15 protein-coding genes and 1 pseudogene are annotated in these 17,655 nt (G+C 71.5%); 1 reads left to right on the forward strand and 15 read right to left on the reverse strand.

What is annotated here, in order from left to right; genetic code table 11:
• Positions 1-26: 26 nt before the first annotated feature.
• The 7 genes from ACIBZJ_RS02805 to ACIBZJ_RS02835 all read right to left on the reverse strand — a co-directional run bounded on the left by ACIBZJ_RS02805 (position 27) and on the right by ACIBZJ_RS02835 (position 8,148).
• The gene (locus tag ACIBZJ_RS02805) at positions 27-605 is read right to left on the reverse strand and encodes a TetR/AcrR family transcriptional regulator (protein WP_395924762.1); all 579 of its coding nucleotides are present in this window, start codon (positions 603-605) and stop codon (positions 27-29) included.
• A gap of 16 nt (positions 606-621) precedes the next feature.
• On the reverse strand, positions 622-1,842 hold the full coding sequence (fxlM, locus tag ACIBZJ_RS02810) for a methyltransferase, FxLD system (RefSeq protein ID WP_395924764.1): 1,221 nt from the start codon (positions 1,840-1,842) through the stop codon (positions 622-624).
• 39 nt (positions 1,843-1,881) lie between these two features.
• Positions 1,882-2,760, reverse strand: a complete 879-nt coding sequence (locus tag ACIBZJ_RS02815; protein WP_395924767.1) for an arginase family protein — start codon at positions 2,758-2,760, stop codon at positions 1,882-1,884.
• Positions 2,760-4,493, reverse strand: coding sequence for an alpha-amylase family glycosyl hydrolase (locus tag ACIBZJ_RS02820; RefSeq protein ID WP_395925988.1), 1,734 nt, complete (start codon positions 4,491-4,493; stop codon positions 2,760-2,762). Before ACIBZJ_RS02820 ends, ACIBZJ_RS02815 begins: the two co-directional genes overlap by 1 nt.
• 865 nt (positions 4,494-5,358) lie before the next feature.
• Positions 5,359-5,775, reverse strand: a complete 417-nt coding sequence (locus ACIBZJ_RS02825; protein WP_395924769.1) for a hypothetical protein — start codon at positions 5,773-5,775, stop codon at positions 5,359-5,361.
• Between the two features lie 39 nt (positions 5,776-5,814).
• Complete coding sequence (locus ACIBZJ_RS02830; protein ID WP_395924770.1) at positions 5,815-7,164, reverse strand: amino acid permease; 1,350 nt, start codon at positions 7,162-7,164, stop codon at positions 5,815-5,817.
• Positions 7,165-7,194: 30 nt separating this feature from the next.
• Positions 7,195-8,148, reverse strand: coding sequence for an AraC family transcriptional regulator (locus ACIBZJ_RS02835; protein WP_395924772.1), 954 nt, complete (start codon positions 8,146-8,148; stop codon positions 7,195-7,197).
• 78 nt (positions 8,149-8,226) lie between these two features.
• Here ACIBZJ_RS02835 and ACIBZJ_RS02840 point away from each other — a divergent pair.
• Positions 8,227-8,664, forward strand: a pseudogene (locus ACIBZJ_RS02840) (SDR family oxidoreductase); the annotation flags it as partial.
• Between the two features lie 258 nt (positions 8,665-8,922).
• Here the strand turns inward: ACIBZJ_RS02840 and mftG are convergent.
• From mftG to ACIBZJ_RS02880, 8 genes are all read right to left on the reverse strand, one after another.
• Positions 8,923-10,443: a mycofactocin system GMC family oxidoreductase MftG gene (gene mftG / locus ACIBZJ_RS02845; RefSeq protein WP_395924774.1), complete on the reverse strand. Its 1,521-nt coding sequence runs from the start codon at positions 10,441-10,443 to the stop codon at positions 8,923-8,925.
• A 135-nt stretch (positions 10,444-10,578) separates the two neighbouring features.
• Positions 10,579-10,878 (reverse strand): hypothetical protein, encoded by a 300-nt coding sequence (locus ACIBZJ_RS02850; protein ID WP_395924776.1) that lies wholly within the window; start codon positions 10,876-10,878, stop codon positions 10,579-10,581.
• A gap of 1 nt (position 10,879) precedes the next feature.
• The gene (locus tag ACIBZJ_RS02855) at positions 10,880-12,067 is read right to left on the reverse strand and encodes an amidohydrolase family protein (protein WP_395924778.1); all 1,188 of its coding nucleotides are present in this window, start codon (positions 12,065-12,067) and stop codon (positions 10,880-10,882) included.
• A 15-nt stretch (positions 12,068-12,082) separates the two neighbouring features.
• On the reverse strand, positions 12,083-12,940 hold the full coding sequence (locus ACIBZJ_RS02860; protein WP_395924780.1) for an amidohydrolase family protein: 858 nt from the start codon (positions 12,938-12,940) through the stop codon (positions 12,083-12,085).
• Positions 12,941-13,289: 349 nt separating this feature from the next.
• On the reverse strand, positions 13,290-15,080 hold the full coding sequence (locus ACIBZJ_RS02865) for an APC family permease (RefSeq protein ID WP_395924782.1): 1,791 nt from the start codon (positions 15,078-15,080) through the stop codon (positions 13,290-13,292).
• A 147-nt stretch (positions 15,081-15,227) separates the two neighbouring features.
• The gene (locus ACIBZJ_RS02870) at positions 15,228-15,869 is read right to left on the reverse strand and encodes a class I SAM-dependent methyltransferase (protein ID WP_395924784.1); all 642 of its coding nucleotides are present in this window, start codon (positions 15,867-15,869) and stop codon (positions 15,228-15,230) included.
• The gene (locus ACIBZJ_RS02875) at positions 15,851-16,939 is read right to left on the reverse strand and encodes a prenyltransferase (RefSeq protein ID WP_395924786.1); all 1,089 of its coding nucleotides are present in this window, start codon (positions 16,937-16,939) and stop codon (positions 15,851-15,853) included. Before ACIBZJ_RS02875 ends, ACIBZJ_RS02870 begins: the two co-directional genes overlap by 19 nt.
• A complete protein-coding gene (locus ACIBZJ_RS02880) occupies positions 16,936-17,655 on the reverse strand; it encodes a class I SAM-dependent methyltransferase (protein WP_395924788.1) in 720 nt (239 codons plus the stop codon). Before ACIBZJ_RS02880 ends, ACIBZJ_RS02875 begins: the two co-directional genes overlap by 4 nt.

A 17,655-nucleotide genomic window follows, 5' to 3' on the forward strand; every position in this document is an offset into this window, starting at 1 on the left:
CCGCCCCAATCACTCGTTCAGTTCGGTTAGTCGCTGTTAACTGAGTACAGGGTAGCGCCCAGCGCCATCGCCCGGAGCACGTCCCGGGCCCGGGCACCGCCCACGCTGTGCGGCGTCGAGTTGAGCAGCCCGAACACCGCGTGCGCGGCCACCCGGGCGTCCTCCTCGGCCAGCGCCGGGCGCACCCCGCGCAGCACCGCCACCCACAGCTCGACGTACGTGCGCTGCGTCTGCCGGACCCGGTGCAGCGCATCGGCGGGCAGGCTGGCCAGGTCACGGTCGTGGATCCGGATCAGCTCCGGCTCGGCCAGCGCGAAGTCCAGATGGAAGTCGACCAGCCCGCGCAACGCCGCCTCCGGCGAGGGCGCGGCCACGACCACGGCGTGGCCGCCGCGCAGCAATCGGTCGCTGATGCCGACCAGCAGCTCGACCAGCAACGCTTCCTTGTTCGGGAAGTGCCGGTAGACCGCCGGACCGCTGATGCCTACCGCAGCTCCGAGATCTTCCAGCCGGACGCCGGTGAAGCCCCGCTCGGCGATCAGCACCGCACCCGCACGCACCAGCTGGCGCCGCCGATCGGCCTTCTGCGCGCTGCGCACTCCCATGTTAAGGGAGGTTAACTCAACTCCAGATGATCACGGTACGGGTGTGACGGCGATCGAGCCGGAAGCCGGCCGGCAGGGCCGCGTCCGGCGTGGTGAGCGGATGGACCTCGATCCGGGCCGGCGGGCCGTTCCGCCGCTCCCGGGCCCAGACCCGGTGGGCCCGGGCGAACTCGTCGGCGAGGTCGGCGGCGTCCGGGCCGTGAGCGGTGACCCGCAGGTCGGCGCCACCCTCGGGGTACTGCCGCCAGGACCGGTAGGCGACGGTCCCGCCGCGGGTGATCGCGGGCGTGCCACCGCCGGGCCAGGTCGGGTTCACCCGGCCGCGCTCGATCGCCGCCGGGTCCGCGACCAGCACGCAGAAGCCGGGCAGCGTCGTGGCCAGCCACAGATCGAGGTGCTCGACGAACGGTTCGGTGCCGACCCGGACGCCGGTGTCGACGTCGGCGCGGGGGCCGTTCAGCGCCGCGACCAGCGCCAGGGCGTCGGCGCGCTGGCCGTCGTCGAGTCGCAGCTGGACGCCCTCGGCCAGCGGTACGCGGTGCTCGCGGTGCTCACCCGTGCCTTGCATCGGCACGAACCCGCACAGCTCGTAACCGGTGCTGATCAGCGTCCCCGTCGTCGCGGTGAAAGCGACCGAGCGGGTCAGGCCGCACATCCGCAGCGGGACCACCAGGCGCCCGCCCTCACGCAACTGGCCCACCCAGGCGGGCGGGACGTCGGCGGCCTCGACCGTGACGATGATCCGGTCGAACGGCGCGCGGTCGGCCGCACCGAACTCGCCGTCGGCGAACCGGACCTCGACGTCCTCGTACCCGGCCGAGCGGAGGCGTTCGGACGCCCGGGAGACCACCGACGGATCGACGTCGAGCGTCGTGACCTGCCCGGACGGTCCGACGAGCTCGCGCAGCAGCGCCGCGTTGTAGCCGCCGGAGCCGATCTCCAGCACCCGGTGGCCGGGCCGGACCGCGAGCTGGGTGAGCATCATCGCGACGATCGACGGCGCCGAGACCGAGCTGATCGCGGTGCCGCCGGGGTCGCGTTTGGTGACGATCGCGGTGTGCACGTCGTGGGCGGCCTCGAGCGAGGCACCCGGCGTGAAGTGCGCCCGGGAGACGAGCAGCAGCGCGTCGCGCACCGCCGGATCGAGCACGACTCCGGCCCGGGCGCCCCAGCCGTCCAGGTCCCCCACCATTCGGCGGCGCAGCGCGGCTTCGGTCCCCCCGTCGGACGTCGGCATGGGGTCAGTGTGGACCGTCACGTCGTTCACACGCAGCCCTTATCCGGCGTGCCGCTCCAGCAAACGCGCCGCGTCGGCGACGAATCCGGCGATCTGCCCGGCCGCCGCACCGCCGTCGAGGGTGGGGTTGTAGATGCAGACGCTCAGCCCGCCGCAGCCGCCGATCTCGAGCAGGTCCTCGGTGAGCGTCTCGAGCTGGGACCAGGAGAGACCGCCCGGCTGCGGGTAGTCCACGGCGGGAAGCGCCTCGGTGCTCAGCACGTCGAGGTCGACGTGCAGCCACCAGTGCCGGGTCTGGGCGACCAGCGCCGCGGCCAGGTCGTACGCGACGGTGAGCCCGCCGGGCGCGGCCAGCCGCCGGCCGTCCAGTGCCTCGACCCGGCCGGCGATGCCGGGCTGACCGGCCTCGGCCAGCTCCCCGGCGTCGCGCGGGCCGAGCTGGACCAGATCGGCGGCACGCAGGCAGGGCAGCATCGGGGCCAGCGCGGCCGGCGGGGTGGCCCAGCCGAGCGCCAGCGCGATCTCGCTGTCGGCGGCCTCGCCGGTGGTGGAGCGGTGCGGGTCCCAGGCGTCCTCGTGCCCGTCGACGAAGACCAGCCCGGCGCCGTAGCCGCGGCTCTCCGCGGCGACCAGCCCGCCCAGCAGCACCGGGCAGTCGCCGCCCAGCACCACCGGCATCCGGTCGGCGCTCCAGGCCGCCAGCACCCGCTCCGAGACCGAGGCGACCATGCCGGCCAGCGACTCCTCCGCGGCCAGGCCGCTGGGCCCGCGGGACGGATCGGCGGCCGGGACGTCGGCCTCGACCACCCGTGCGCCGGGCAGCGCGGCGGCCAGCCCCGCGTCGAGCAGCGCCGCGGGGGCGAGGGCGACGCCGTCGGCCGCGCCGGACGAGTTGAACGGAACCGCGATCAGGTCCACTAGGTGGCGCCCTCCGTGAGATCGAACCAGAAGAACCCGTGACCGCTGAGCGTCACCGGGTAGGCGTCGGTGCCGATCACCGAGAACCGGGTGTGGCCGCTCATCTCGATCGGCTGCCGCCCGGCGAACTCGTCCAGCGTCAGGGCCGCCGCCTGCGCGTACTGCGAGAAGTTCGCCAGGCACAGCACCGCCGACGTCCGGGTGCGCCGCAGGTACGCCAGTACGGCCGCGTTGTGGCTGGCCACCGGCTCGAACGCGCCGATCGTCAGCGCCTCGCTCTTGCGCCGGGTCTGCACCAGCCCACGCACGGTCTTGAGCACCGACCGCCGCTCGACCCGCTGCGACTCCACGTTGACGACCGCCGGCGCGTAGGCCGGGTTGACGACGAGCGGGCTGGCCAGGTTGTCGGGCTCGGCGGTCGAGAACCCGGCGCCGCGGTCGGCGGTCCACTGCATCGGCGTCCGGATCGCCGCGCAGTCGGGCAGCGCGAGGTTCTCACCCATCCCGATCTCGTCGCCGTAGTAGAGCACCGGCGAGCCGGGCAGCGAGAGCAGCAGCGCCATGCAGAGCTCGAGCTGGCTGCGGTCGCCGTCGAGCAGCGGAGCCAGCCGCCGCCGGATGCCGGTGCCGGCCGCGGTCAGCATCCGCGGCGCCGGCGCGTACACGTCCCGCAGGTAGTCGCGGTCGTTCCCGTCGACGTTCTCCAGCGACAGGTCGTCGCCGTTGCGCAGGAAGCTGGCCCACTGGCAGTCGTCGCGGATCGCGGTGGTCTGCGACAACACCTCGGAGACCGGGTAGTGCGTCTCCTGCCGCATACCGAGGAAGATCCGCGGCATCAGCGACGTGTAGAGCACGACCCCGCACTCCGGACGCTCGGCGCTGCCGAAGTACTCGGCCGCGCCCGACGGCCACCGATCGGCCCAGCCCAGCAGCAACCGGCCGGTGTAGTTCGTGTCGACCTCGCGGCGCAGCCGGTGCAGGTACGCGTGGGTCTCTTCCAGGCCCTCGCCCGCGGTGCCGATCCGCTCGTACAGGTACGGGGCGGTGACCAGGCGGAACCCGTCGACGCCCCGGTCGAGCCAGTACCGCAGGATGTCGATCATCGCCTGCTGCACGGCGTCGGAATCGAAGTTCAGGTCCGGTTCGCAGTCGGCGAACCGGTGCCAGTAGTACTGACCGCGGACGCGGTCGAGGGTCCAGTGGTCGTCCGCGTCGGCCGACGGCTCCGAGGCCGCGCGCCAGACGTAGTAGTCGCCGTAGCGACCGGTAGGGTCGCGGCGGGACTCCTGGAACCAGCGGTGCTGCCGGCTGGTGTGGTTGAGGACGAGGTCGAGCATCACGCGGATGCCGCGCCGGTGCGCGGCGGTGACGAAGGCGAGGAACTCGTCGAGCGTGCCGAGGTCGGGGTGGACGCGCAGGAAGTCGCTGGCGTCGTGCCCGTCGTCCTCCAGCGGCGAGTCGTAGATCGGCGTCAGCAGCAGCGTGCCGACGCCGAGCCATTGCAAGTAGTCGAGGCGCTCGGTGAGGCCGACGAAGTCGCCGATGCCGTCGCCGTTGCCGTCGGCGAAACTGCGGACGCGGACCTCGTAGAAGATCGTCCGGCGGTGCCAGTCGGGATCCGGCGGCAGTTCGGGGGCGACCGGGCCCTCGTCGGAACCGTGCTGCTGCGCGTACCGGCCCGCGAGCCGCTGGCTGGCCGCGTGGGCGACCCGCTGGTCGGGATCGTTGCGCAGGCGGGACAGCAGATCCTCGGCGATCGACTGCTGGCTCGGCTGCTCGGAGGAGATCCAGTGCCCGAGCTCGTCGACCGCGAGCAGACGGGCGGCCGGCCACTGGTGCTTGACCAGCGCCGCGACCTCTGGCGGCAGCGCCTGGGCGGTGATCGGCGACTTCGCCAGGAACAGGTCGCTGGTGAGCACACCGCGCATCTGCGGGGTCTGTTTGGTGGTGCGCAGCACGTGGCAGGCGTGGTTGAACGCCTCCCGGACGCTGATCCAGCCGTTCTCGTCGACGTCGGCCGCGCCGGACTCGAGCCCGCCGAAAAACGCTCCGGCGAACGCCGACGGGCCGACGTGGGCCGGGTGCTCGTCGCCTTCGTGGGCGCGCTCGTACCGGCTGGCGGTGAGGATCAGGATGCGGCTGTCGCCGCGGCGCTGGCGGAGCTCGCCCTCGAACGCGCCGGCGTGGCAGCAGTCGAGCACCGTGACGATGCGGCTGGCCTTGCACGCCTCGAACGTCTGGGCGAGGTAGTCGGCGGGCATCGCGGTGGGCAGCAGCAGATCGGGGTCGGTGTCGATCGCGCACAGATAGAGACGCCGGGTGTCGGGGTCGATCTTGCCGTGCGAGGAAATGTAGACGAACAGGAAATCGTCGGGCTGCGCGGATTTGAAGAACGCGAACAGCGCACGCTGCATCGACGCGACGTCCCGGTCTTCCAGCACTTCGACGTGATCGAAGCGGCCGAGATCGGGATTCTCCAGAACGCGCTTGGCGAGTTGCGCGTCGTTGGTCGGCGATTCCAGGTCCGGCAGCCCCCGGTGCCGGTACTTGCCGTTCGCGAGGACGAGTGCGCGCCGGATTCCCGGCCCGAACGGATCGTCAGTCGCCAACGACGGTTTCCTGGCCGGCGATAACGCCATTCCCGGCATAGGCGGAATCGGCGAGCAGGATCGCTTCTACTTCGCGGCGTGAGTAGCCTTTCGCGCGAAGCGTCCGCCCTTTTGTCGTGCGCTCCACCGAAACGCCCTTGTTCTTGTGACGTTCCAGCCACGCGACGAGAATTATCGCCACCGGCCGGACGACCGTCGCCCCGACGACGGCAGCCAGGCCGACGTAGACCCCGACGTCGTCCACCCCGCGGCTCGGACGCACCGACGCGGTTTGTGGCACCGGGCTGACCTGCACCTCTGCGAGTTCCGACAACTCGTCTTGCAGCTCGTGCAAAGCCTCACGCAGATCCTCGTCGTGTTCCGACGCCGCCCCGGACAGTGTGATAGTGAACTGGACCCCATCCATGGGTCCATCTTGGCCCATCCCGCAAGCGCGTGGGCGTCGTTATTCCGACGTTGCTTTCGCGGGGGTCCGGAAATTCTTCGTGGCCCGATGCACCAGGAGAACGAACGCCAGCGAACCCAGACTCAGCAACAACTGCGAGCGGGTGTCCGACCCCACCGCCATCGATCCGAGCACGACCAGGATCGCGACGATCACGACGCCGGTGAGCACCGGATATCCCCACATCTTCACCGGCAGTTCGTCGTCCGGCGTGCGGCGGCGCAACACCAGTTGCGCGAGGCAGATGAACAGGTACACGAACAGGATGACCGCGCCGGACGAGTTCAGCAGGAACAGGAACACCGTGTCGGGCGAGAGGTAGGCCGCGATCACGCACAGGAAGCCGATCACGGTCGAGACCAGGATCGCGGCCACCGGGACGCCGCGGCCGCTCAGCCGGGTGAGTCGCTGCGGCGCCTCGCGCCGGGCGGCCAGCACGAAGACCATGCGCGACGCGGTGTAGAGGCCGGAGTTCAGGCAGGACAGCACCGCGGTCAGCACGACCGCGTTCATCAGGTCGGCCGCGCCGGGGATGCCCATCACCTCGAACGCGCTCACGTACGGCGACTCCCCCAGCTTCGTCGAGTCCCACGGCAGGATGACCGCGAGCAGGAACACCGACCCGACGTAGAACAGCGAGATCCGGACGACGACCGAGTTCGTGGCCTTCGCGATCGCGCGCGCCGGGTCCTGCGACTCGGCCGCGGCCACGGTCGCGATCTCCGCGCCGACCATCGAGAAGATGACGACGACGATCGACGAGAAGATCACGCCGGGCCCGTTCGGCAGGAACCCGCCGTGCTGGGTGAGGTTCGAGAAGTCGGCATCCCGTCCCGGCCAGAGCCCGAGCACGAAGCAGGCGCCCAGCGCCAGCATCGCGCAGATCGCGAACACCTTGATGCCGGCGAACCAGTACTCGAACTCGCCGTAGGAGCGCACCGAGAACAGGTTGGTGGCGGTCATCAGCAGCATCAGGCCGAGCGCCAGCGTCCACAGCGGCGCGTCGACCCAGCGGCGGAGGATCTCGGCTCCGGCGACCGCCTCGAAGCCCACCACGATCACCCAGAAGTACCAATACAGCCAGCCGACCGCGAAGCCGGCCCAGTCGCCGAGGGCCTCCCGCGCGTAGTCGGCGAAGCTCCCGGTGGACGGGTGCGCGGTCGCCATCTCGCCGAGCATCCGCATCACGAGCACGATCAGGACGCCGGTGGCCGCGTAGGTGAGGAACGCCGCCGGGCCGACGTCGTTGATCACCGCGCCCGAGCCGACGAACAGACCGGCGCCGATGACGCCGCCGATCGCGATCATCCGCAGATGCCGGGCCTGCAGGCCTTTGTGGAGCTCGGTCATCCGCGAGGGATACCCCGGCTGGAACCGGTTCTACCCCGCGTTGCGGAACTCCTGCGGGCTCACGCCGTGGACCCGCTTGAACGCGGCACTGAGCGCGAACGGCCCGGAGTACCCGACCTTGCGGGCGACGGCCGCCAGCGTGGCGTCGGGCTCGCGGAGCAGGTCGGCGGCCAGGGCCAGGCGCCACCCGGTCAGGAACGCCATCGGCGGCTCCCCCACCAGGTCGGTGAACCGCCGGGCCAGCGCGGCCCGGGACACTCCGGTCTTGCCGGCCAGCGACGCCACCGTCCACTGCGCGGCCGGGTCGCTCTGCAGCATCCGCACCGCCGGGCCCACGACCGGATCGCTGTGCGCGCGGTACCAGCCGGGCGCGCCCTCGTCCTGCCGGGCGAACCAGGTGCGTAGCGCGCCGATCACCAGCAGGTCGAGCAGCCGGTCGAGAACCGCGCTCTGCCCCGGCGCGTCCTTGACGATCTCGTCGGCGAGGAACCCGACCAGCGGGTTGTCCCAGCTGTCGTGCCGGATCACCAGCACCGGCGGCAGCGTCGCGAGCAGCCGGCTGCTCACCTCGCTCTGCATCTGGTACGTGCCGGTGAGCAGCTCGGTGCCGCCGGTCGCGTCGTTGCCCCAGGTGCGCACACCGAGCTCACCCGGGCGGGTCATCAGGTCGCTCATCGTGCCCAGCGGTGCGCCCTCCGGCGTCCGGCACTCCTGGCCGGGAAGGATGTGCACCTGCGGCGCGGTGTCCGGGTCGTCGGCGACGACGTAGTGGTCGGGGCCACGGAAGATCGCCACGTCGCCCTTCTCCAGACGAACGAGACCGCCGGACTCGGGCCGCACGCACGCGTCGCCGTTCACGATCGCGCAGACGGTCAGCGGCGACTCGTCCCGGATCAGCATCGACCAGGGCGCGGTCAGCAGCGAGCGGACGAGGAACGCGCCCCGGGCGCGGGGGCCGTCGAGCAGGCCGGCGAGAGTGTCCACGGGTCCATTAGACGCCTACGTATGCCGCAGCGGGTCCCGGCCATGGAATCGTCTCGGCGGGCGAGGTCTCCTGAGGTCATGAACATTCTCGTCACCGCAGGTCACGGAAAGACCGGCCGCCGCATCGTCTCCCGTCTCGCCGCGCGCGGCCTCCCCACCCGGGTCGGGTCCCGCAGCGCGAACCCGCCGTTCGACTGGTACGCGCCGTCGTCCTGGCCCGCCGCGCTCCGGGGCGTGGACGCCGTGTACGCCGCGTTCGTCCCCGATCTGGCCGTGCCGGACGCACCTCGGGCGATCGAGGCGTTCGTCGGGGAAGCGGCCCGGCAGGGCGTGCGGCGGATCGTGCTGCTGTCCGGCCGCGGCGAGGAGGAGGCCGAGCGCTGCGAAGACCTCGTGCGAGGGTCCGGGCTGCAGTGGACCGTCCTGCGCTGCAGCTGGTTCGCGCAGAACTTCAGCGAGGACTACCTGTTGGCCGACGTGCTGCGGGGCGTCGTCAGCGTGCCGGTCACGTCGGTAGGGGAACCGTTCGTCGACGCCGACGACATCGCGGACGTGGCGGTGGCGGCGCTCACCGAGTCCCGCCACGCCGGGCAGCTGTACGAGCTGACCGGTCCGCGCGCGCTGACGTTCGCGGAGGCGGCCGGGGAGATCGCGGCGGCCGTTGGGCGGCCGGTGGAGTTCCGGCCGGTGACGCTCGAGGACTACGCCGGGGCGCTGCGGGCCCTCCGGCTCCGGCTCTGGCTCCGGGAGGGCTCTGGCTCTGGGGCGCGCGGTTCAGAAGAACGTTGCCGTGCGTTCCCCCAGCAGCACCGCGCTGGCGTTCGCGCCCCGACGCGGCACCACCGGCCAGACCGACGTGTCGACGACCCGGAGCCCGGACACGCCCCGCACCCGGAGCGACTGGTCGACGACCGCGCCCGGGTCGGAGTCGGGCCCCATCCGGGCGCTCCCGGACAGGTGGAAGTTCGAGTTCAGATTCCGTCGCACCCACCGGTCCAGGGCCGCGTCGTCCTCCAGCGCCCGCGCGTCCGGTGCGGTGAGCGAGCCGACCCAGGGCTCCAGCGGCCCGGACGTCAGCAGTTCCACCGCGGTCCGGACCCCACCGCGCAGCCGGGCGCGGTCGTTCGCCGTGGTCAGGTACCGGTAGTGCAACTCCGGACCGGCACCCGGGTCGGCCGAGAGCAGCCGCAGGTGCCCGCGGCTCTCCGGACGCTGCAGCGCGACCATCAGGTTCAGGTCGCCTCGGTGGATCACTTGCCTCGCGACCCGCCGCACCGACATCACGCTCAGCGGAATCACGAACAGCAGCAGTTCGAGGTCTCCGGCCGGGTCGGCCCCGGAATCGAGGTTCAGCGCCACCTGCGCGGTGAGCGTCTCCGGGTCGAACGGAAGGTCGCGCTTCGCGGTGAACCCGACGTACACGTCGGGGTGGTCGGAGAAGTCCCGTCCCACCCCCGGCACGTCCGCGACCACGTCCAGCCCGACCGCCCGCAGGTCGTCGGCGGCGCCGATCCCCGACAGCATCAGCAGGTGCGGCGACTTCACCGACCCGGCCGAGAGCACCACCTCGTCGGCCCGGACCAGGTCGCCACCGGCCAGCACCCCGACCGCCCGGCCGTTCTCGATCACGACCCGGGACACCGGTGCGTTGCCCCGGACCGTGAGGTTCGGACGGTGCAGCACCGGCAGCAGGTGCGAGATCGCGGTGTTCACGCGGATCCCGTCCAGGAAATTGCCCGGGACCAGACCGGCTCCGGGTGCCTCGGCGCCGTTCTTGTCCTTCTCCTCCGGGTAGCCGGCCGCCAGGCAGGCGTCCAGAAATGCCACCGACAGCGGACTGACCGCCGCACCCTTCACGCGCTGCACCGGCAGCGGACCTTCGCTGCCGTGCAGGTCGCCGGCGAAGTCGAAGTCGTTCTCGGCCCGGACGAGGAACGGGAGGCACTCGTCGTACGACCAGCGGTCGTTCCCGAGCGCGACCCAGCCGGCGAAGTCCGCGGGCACCGGACGCAGGTAGTTCGCGCCGTTCATCGCACCGGACCCACCCATCACACGGCCCCGGGGGATCGTCCAGGGCAGGCCGGGGGTGAGGTACGCGGAGTGCGGCTCGTTGAAGGGGTTGCCCGGCAGCACCGCGGAGAGCGACGACACCCGCAGGAGCTCCTCCGGGAACTCCCCGGCCGAGCCGTAGACCGGGCCCGCCTCGAGCAGGAGGACCTGCCGGGAAGGGTCCTCCGAAAGCCGGGCCGCGAGCACGCACCCGGCCGTCCCGGCCCCCACGATCACGACGTCCACCAGGTCATTGTCCCCCGCGGCCGGCCGGGCCGCGACAGACAGTAGGCCGCGCCCGGAGCAGCGGACGCGGCGTACTGACACCCTGGGAGGTTCGTATATTGTATAAGTCTGGCCCCCGGTCGGGGGCGAATTTCCCTACACTCGAGGCTTCCCGTTCCAGTCGTGGACGAGATGCGCCCACCGGTCGGACACGGTCTGCTCGAGCCGGGCCAGGTCGCCGACGCTCAGGCCCTCGCCCTCCCGGCGGCCCGGCCCTTCCATCCCCGGCAGCAGCGCGTACAGCTCGTCGTTCGAGAGCCCGATCGACGCGAGCGCACCCGCGTCGCGCTCGGTGAGCAGGTAGTCGGGCAGGTCGGAGCGGGCGATCAGGACCGCCAGATCTTCCTCGCCCTCCTCCATCAGCAGGCCGATCAGACTGGCCTTGGCGACGCGCACGTCAGGCCGGCCGGCGGGTCGCGAGGAACAGCCCGTTGTCGCGCATGACGGTCTGGCACTCGTCCGGGCTGTAGTCGTAGTTCTGCAGGTCCTTGATGTAGGACGCGGGCTCCACCAGGCCCTCGACGTGCGGGTAGTCCGAGCCCATCAGGATGTGGTCGGCGCCCAGCAGTTCGAGCAGCGACTTGAGCTCGTCCTCGTAGAACGGCGAGACCCAGACGTGCCGCTTGAACGTTTCCCGCGGGTCTTCCGGGTAGAGGTGCGGCACCTGGCCGTAGGACTTCGTCAGCTTCTCGAACAGGTGGAACACCCAGTCCGACCCGACCTCGATCGACGCGACCCGCAGGTTCGGGAACCGGATGAACAGGCCGTGGGCGAGGTGCGACGCGATCGTGTCCTGCAGCGGGTTGGCCGAGACGAGGCCGCGGAACGCGTTGGCCCGGAACGCCTCGGTGAAGTCGTTCTCGCCCCAGTCTTTCAGGTACTTCGTGTAGGGCGACTCGCCGCCGTGGTAGAGCACGGTGATGCCGGAGTCGTTGGCCAGCTGCCAGAAGCCGTCGAACATCGTGTCGGCCGGTGCGCGGGACCCGGTGGCGGTCATCACCGGCCCGCCGACCATGACGACGAACCGCGCGTCGCGCTCCAGCGCCCACTCCAGCTCGCGCACCGCGTTCGCCGGATCCGACAGCGTGAGGTACGGCGCGGCGAAGATCCGCTCCTGGTAGGCGAATCCCCAGTCGTCGTGCATCCAGCGGTTGAACGCGCGGAACGCCGCGGTCATCGCCGGGAGGTCGTGGATCAGCGCCTGCTCCATGCCGACGCCGAGCGTCGGCAGCATGATGCAGCCCTGCATGCCCTGCTCGTCCATCAGCGCGAGCCGCGCGTCCCGGTCGCGGTACTCGGCGCGGATCGGCTTGAGCTCGCCGAACAGCGTGGTGACGTCGGCGCTCTTCGGGTTACGGCCCCGGAAGTACTCGTCCATGATTCCCGGATCGGCGACCGGGTCGAACGTGGGGTTCGGGATGAACTTGTTGAGCTTGCCGCCGACCAGCAGCCGCTGCCGACCGTTGATCGTGGCCCACTGCATCGTGCGCTTCTTGAACTCCGGCTCGATGTGCCGGGTGAACGCGTCCAGCGCCTCGTAGTAGTGGTTGTCGCAGTCGAACATGCGGAAGGGGAGCTCAGTCATCTCAGTGGTCCTTCGTCAGAGCCCGAGCACCCGGGCCGCGTTGCCGTACAGGAACTTCGGCCAGACCTCGTCCTTGAACGGGACGAGCGGCAGGTCCCGGAAGATCCGCTCCAGGGAGAGCCCCATCGGGAAGTAGCCCGCGTAGATCACCTTGTCTGCCCCGCGGGTGTTGGCGAAGTCCACGACGGCCTTCGGGTAGTACTTCGGCGCGAACGCCGACGTGGAGTAGTACAGGTTCGGCCACTTGAGCATGAGCTTGCAAGCCAGCTGTTCCCACGGCTCGCAGCCGTGCCGGGTGACGAAGACCAGGTCGGGGAAGTCGAACATCACCGTGTCGATCCGGGAGACCTCCTGCGGCGCGAACTTGAGCCGCGGCCCCGGCACACCGGCGCAGACGAAGATCGGGATGCCCAGCTCGACGCAGGTCGCGTAGATCGGATACATCTTCGGGTCGTCGATCGGCACCTGCGGGAACGTCCCGGACGGGAACGCCGAGGTCGCCCGGATGCCGAACTCCTCGTACTCCTGGCGCAGGGCACGGACGCTGCCGACGACGTCGTTCGGGTCGTTCACCGAGCCGGCCGCGATGAACCGGTCGGGGTGCTTCTTCAGCGCCAGCCGGGACGTCTCGTCGGCGACCCCGATCATGCCCCTCTCGATGCCGAACCGGTCCATCTCGTGCAGCGTGACGCTCACCGGGTCACTCGTCGGCAGGTCTTTCGGGACGTTCTTGAACATGTACTCGGCCGGGAACTCCGAGTCTTTCGACGACTGGTCCTTCGTCTGTTTCCGGATGAAGTCGTAGACGGCGAAGCCCTCGTGCGGGAAGCCGATCATCGTGTCGATCACGGGGGAACCGGCCGGGAAGGTCATGCCTCATTCTGAAACAGAATTCTAGTTCCGTCAAGACGATCACCGGCCGGGGCGGGCGGGCGGTACGGCCGGGTGACTCTCCCTTGCTGAGCTGGGCTTTCACCCCTCTGCCCCGGCCCGGCCGGCGCCGCGCTCGACCGGCAGAACCCCGGGCCCGCGCGGCGATCCGTGACCCCGGGACGTCGGGCGCCGTCCACGTGCGGCCCGGTCGGCGGGCATCGGGCCAGTCCCGCGACCGGCGCTCGCGGACGACGACGAGGCCGAGATCGGAGCGGTGGCGCGGCCGGGCCGCGCGGGCGATCGGCATGGCGACCGAGGCCCGCGCGCGCGGCCGGCCGCCCGGTCGGCCCTACTCCGGCGGGCGTTCCCACCAGTCCTCGGGTGCGGCCACCGGGGTGTCGCGCCGGAAGTCGTCCAGCGGTGACCGTGGCCGGGGAGCCTCCCACCGCTGCGCCACCGGCGGCCGGGGCGCGTCCGGCCGGGGCGCGTCCGGCCGGGGCGCGTCCGGCCGGGGCGCGGGGGGATCAGGATGGGGCCGCGCTCTCGCGTACGGCTGCGCCGGATACGGCTGCGGGGGTCCGGCGTGCGGCACGGGCGCGGCCGGGTGCAGCGGCGCGGTTGCGGGCGCGGGCCCGGGCGCGTACGTGGACGCGGCTCCGGGCGCGGGCGTGGGCGCGTCGGCCGGGGTGCGGCGCGCCTCGGGCGCGGCCGGCACGTCCAGCGGCGACGGGCCGCTCCGGCCGATCTTGGCGTAGACCTCCGGCCGGACCTCGCGCAGGAACAGCGCCCAGAACAGCCCGGCCGCGAACGGGATCCCGATCAGCGCCAGCACCAGCGCCGTCGACCCGCGGGTGTGCTCGGTGTCGAGCTCCGGCACGTGCGTCAGCCCGTACGCGACGATCAGGAACAGCGTCAGCGCCGAGAACCCGGCCGCGACGACCTGGCCCTCCCACCCGAAGAAACCGGCCTCGTCCGCCTCACCCCGCAGGAACCACGCCGCGGCCGACAGCGACGCCAGCGTCAGCATCGCGAACAACCCGAGCGTGCAGCCGATCAGCACCCACGGCTTCAGCGCACCCGACTCGTTCGACGCGACGAGCGCGACCAGCCCGCCGATCGTCGGGTGGATGACGTGCAGCAGGAACGGGCGCTTGCCCCGCGCGTCGGGCCGGATCAGCGCGGGCGGCAGCACACCGTCGCGGGCCAGTCCGGCCAGCTGCCGGACCAGCGCGCCCTGCAGCGCCGCGGTCGCCCCGAAGATGCCGGTCAGCAGCACGGCCATCAGCGCGTTGGTCACCAGTGCCGCGTGCGCCGGGCCGACGACCTGCGCGACCAGGGCCGGGAACAGCGCCGGGCCGGTCTGCTGCGCGATCAGCGGCGCATTCGCGGTCCCGGCCAGCGCGCTCACCGCGAGCGCACCGGCGACCGTGACGCACGTCGTCACGGTGTAGGAGACGTAGGTCGCGCGCGGGAGCGATCGCGCCGGATCCGCCAGCTCGGCGGTGTAGTTCGCGGCGGTCTCGGTGCCGCTCGACGCCATCAGCGCGAACACCAGCGTGACGCCGAACGAGCCGGTCAGCAGGCCGCCCGGTTCCAGGCTCTGGTACGACATCACGCCGCCGGCCGGTGACGAGAACGCCGCCACCAGCGTCACGACCAGCGTGATCAGCTGGATCGCGAGGATCACCGCGAACACCGGCAGCACCTGGCGGGCCCGGAACCGGCTGAGCAGCGCTCCGCCGGCCACGCAGATCACGATGCCGACGGGCAGCGGGACGTGCACGCCGAACAGGCTCTGCGCGAGGGCGTCCAGCACGCCGGCGAAGAAGCTGTAGAGACCGGCCACCAGGCCGAGGTACGCGACCAGGATGACGGCGGCGGCGGCGATCCCGGCCGGGCGCCCGAGGCCGTGGGCGACCTGGACGTACACACCGCCCGGGTGCCGCAACCGTCTGGCCATGCCGCTGTAGCCGAACACGAACCCGAGCAGGACGATCCCCGCGAGTGCGAAGACCAGGGGTGTGGACTCCACCTGACCGACCCGGTAGGTCTCGGGGACGGCCCCCCAGAGCAACGTGAGCGGCGTGTGGGTGACGAGCAGGAAGATCAGCAGGTGGCCGGTACGCAAGCGCCCGTCCACGACGGGTCTACTACCAGGAGAGGACACGACGGGAAGCCTTCCGCGCGGACACGCAAGGTTCACGTGCGGAGGATGGGAGAGAGCCGAAACTGGGATCGGACTCTAGTTACGCCCCGTCACACGGTCAACAGCCGAGGAGAACTCGTACTAACTTTTTCGCTCCAGAACGCGGAGCGAGCCGACCGCGCCGACCTCGGAAAAGTCCCCGCTGTCGAGCGCTTCCCGGTAAATCCGGAATGGCGCTTGCCCACCGTCGGCGGGGTCCGGGAACACGTCGTGGATCACCAGCGCTCCCCCGGCGCGCACGTGCGGTGCCCAGCCGCGCAGGTCCGCCTGCGCGGCCTCGTCGGTGTGGCCGCCGTCGATGAACAGCAGATCGATCGGGCAGCCCCACCACGCCGCCACCGCCGCCGACCGCCCGACGATCGGCGTCACGACGTCTTCCAGCCCCGCCCGCGCCAGCGTTCGGCGCAGCGCCGGCAGCGTGTCGAGGCGGCCGGACGAATCCAGCAGCGACCGGTCGTGGTACTCCCAGCCCTCCTGGTGCTCCTCCGAGCCGCGGTGGTGGTCGACGGTCACCACGGTGCCGCCGGCCACCGAGGCGGCGTGGCCGAGGTAGAGACTGGACTTCCCGCAGTACGTCCCGATCTCGACCGCGACGCCGCCGCCCTCGAGGTACCGCAGTGCGGTGGAGTGCAGCGCCAGCCCCTCGTCCGGGGGCATGAACCCTCGCACCTCGTCCGCCAGCGCGGCCAGCAGGTCGGGGAACGTCACCGGTTCGCCGGGCATGAGCAGGTTCCCTCCAGAGCTCCGGCGAGAGCGCCGGACGGCAGCCCTTCACCGCGGAACAATCCGCTGCCCGGCGTCGTCCGGGACAGCGCGTCGGTGGCGAGGATGACGGTGGCCGCCGTCCACGCGGTCTGTTCGACCGGCCACCGCTCGGCGTCCGGGTAGACGTATCCGGTCCAGTAGGAGCCGTCGCCGTGGCGCAGGTGCTGCATCGCCGCGAGCTGCTCGAGCGCGTCGTCCTTGCGGCCGATCGCGTCGAGCGCGAGCACCAGCTCGCACGTCTCGGCCCCGGTCACCCACGGCTGGTCGGACACGCACCGGATGCCCAGCCCGGGAACCACGAAGTCGTCCCAGCGCGCGGCCAGCCGGGCGTCCGCGGCCCCGCGGTCGAGCACGCCGGTGAGGATCGGGTAGTACCAGTCCATCGAGTACCGGTTCTTGTCCAGGAACCGCTCCGGGTGACGTCCGACCGAGTGCCGCAGCCGACCGGCGGCCAGCTCCCACTCCGGCTCCAGCTCACCGACCAGCTCGGCCAGCGCCACCGCGCAGCGCAGGCTCAGCTGGATGCTCGCGTTGCCGGTGAGCAGGACCTCCGGCTTCACCGCGCCGGAGGCCTCCCGGCCCCAGTAGAACTCCCCGCCCGGGGCCTGCAGCGTCAGCACCGCGCCGATCGCGCTGCGCACGACCGGCCACATCCGGTCGACGAAGGCCCGGTCACCGGTGATCGTCCAGTGGTGCCACACCCCGGTGGCCACGTAGGCGGTGAAGTTCGCGTCCACACCGGCGTCCGCGATCTGGCCGCGCTCGTACCGGCTGGCCCACGACCCATCCGGACGCTGCGCCCGCAGGCACCACTCGTAGGCGGCCGCCGCCCGGTCGACCAGCCCGGCCGCGCTCAATCCCATCGCGCTCTGGACGTGGTCCCACGGGTCGAGGTGGCCGCCGCGGAACCAGGGCACGGCCCCGCTCGGCTCTTGTACCGCGGCGATCGCCTCCGCGGTCTGCAGACAGTCCGATGCCGACACGACACCGTCCAGCGCCGGAACGCCGGTCCCCTTGCCATTGGTCACTGCTGCACCGGCTTGGTGAAGTACAGCGCGACGCTCTTGCCGATCAGCGGATCGAGCACCCGCTCGGCGATCCGGGTCGCCGCCGGCTTCTTCATCAGGTCCCAGACCAGCAGCTCGTGGTACTTCTTCACCGCCGGGTGGTCCTCGCGGTTCGTCCCGACCGCGCACTTGAGCCACCAGTACGGCGAGTGCAGGGCGTGGGCGTGGTGCTTGTGGGTCGCGACCAGGCCGGCGCCGACGAGCTTCTTCTCCAGCGCGTCGGCACGGTAGATCCGGATGTGACCACCCTCGTTGGCGTGGTACTCGTCCGAGAGCGCCCAGCAGACCGCCTCGGGCAGCCAGCGCGGCACGGTGACCGCGAGCGTCCCGCCCGGCGCCAGGATCCGCACCAGCTCGGCGATCGCGGCGTCGTCCTCGGGTACGTGCTCGAGGATCTCCGAGGCGAGGACGACGTCGAAGTGCCCGTCGTCGTAGGGCATCTCGAGGACGGTGCCGACCTGCACCTTGCCGCTGCCGCCGGGTGGCACCTCACCGGCCTCGATCATCGCGGCGAACATGTCCGCGACGCTCTTGAGCTCGGGCTCGTCGAGGTCGTAGGCGATGACCTCGGCCCCACGGCGCAACGCCTCGTAGGAGTGCCGGCCACCACCCGCGCCCACGTCGATGAACCGGGTCCGGAGCCCGACGCGTAACCGATCGAAGTCCACGGTCAGCAC

Source organism: Cryptosporangium sp. NPDC051539 (assembly GCF_044454545.1).
In the GTDB taxonomy this organism is placed as follows: Bacteria; Actinomycetota; Actinomycetes; order Mycobacteriales; family Cryptosporangiaceae; genus Cryptosporangium.

What these genes read in the sequence shown, in the direction of transcription:
- ACIBZJ_RS02830 (WP_395924770.1), bottom strand. Translation starts at nt 7,164, where the DNA reads ATGACCGAGCTCCACAAAGGCCTGCAGGCCCGGCATCTGCGGATGATC.
- ACIBZJ_RS02805 (WP_395924762.1), bottom strand. Translation starts at nt 605, where the DNA reads ATGGGAGTGCGCAGCGCGCAGAAGGCCGATCGGCGGCGCCAGCTGGTG.
- fxlM (WP_395924764.1), bottom strand. Translation starts at nt 1,842, where the DNA reads ATGCCGACGTCCGACGGGGGGACCGAAGCCGCGCTGCGCCGCCGAATG.
- ACIBZJ_RS02870 (WP_395924784.1), bottom strand. Translation starts at nt 15,869, where the DNA reads ATGCCCGGCGAACCGGTGACGTTCCCCGACCTGCTGGCCGCGCTGGCG.
- ACIBZJ_RS02855 (WP_395924778.1), bottom strand. Translation starts at nt 12,067, where the DNA reads ATGACTGAGCTCCCCTTCCGCATGTTCGACTGCGACAACCACTACTAC.
- ACIBZJ_RS02825 (WP_395924769.1), bottom strand. Translation starts at nt 5,775, where the DNA reads ATGGATGGGGTCCAGTTCACTATCACACTGTCCGGGGCGGCGTCGGAA.
- ACIBZJ_RS02860 (WP_395924780.1), bottom strand. Translation starts at nt 12,940, where the DNA reads ATGACCTTCCCGGCCGGTTCCCCCGTGATCGACACGATGATCGGCTTC.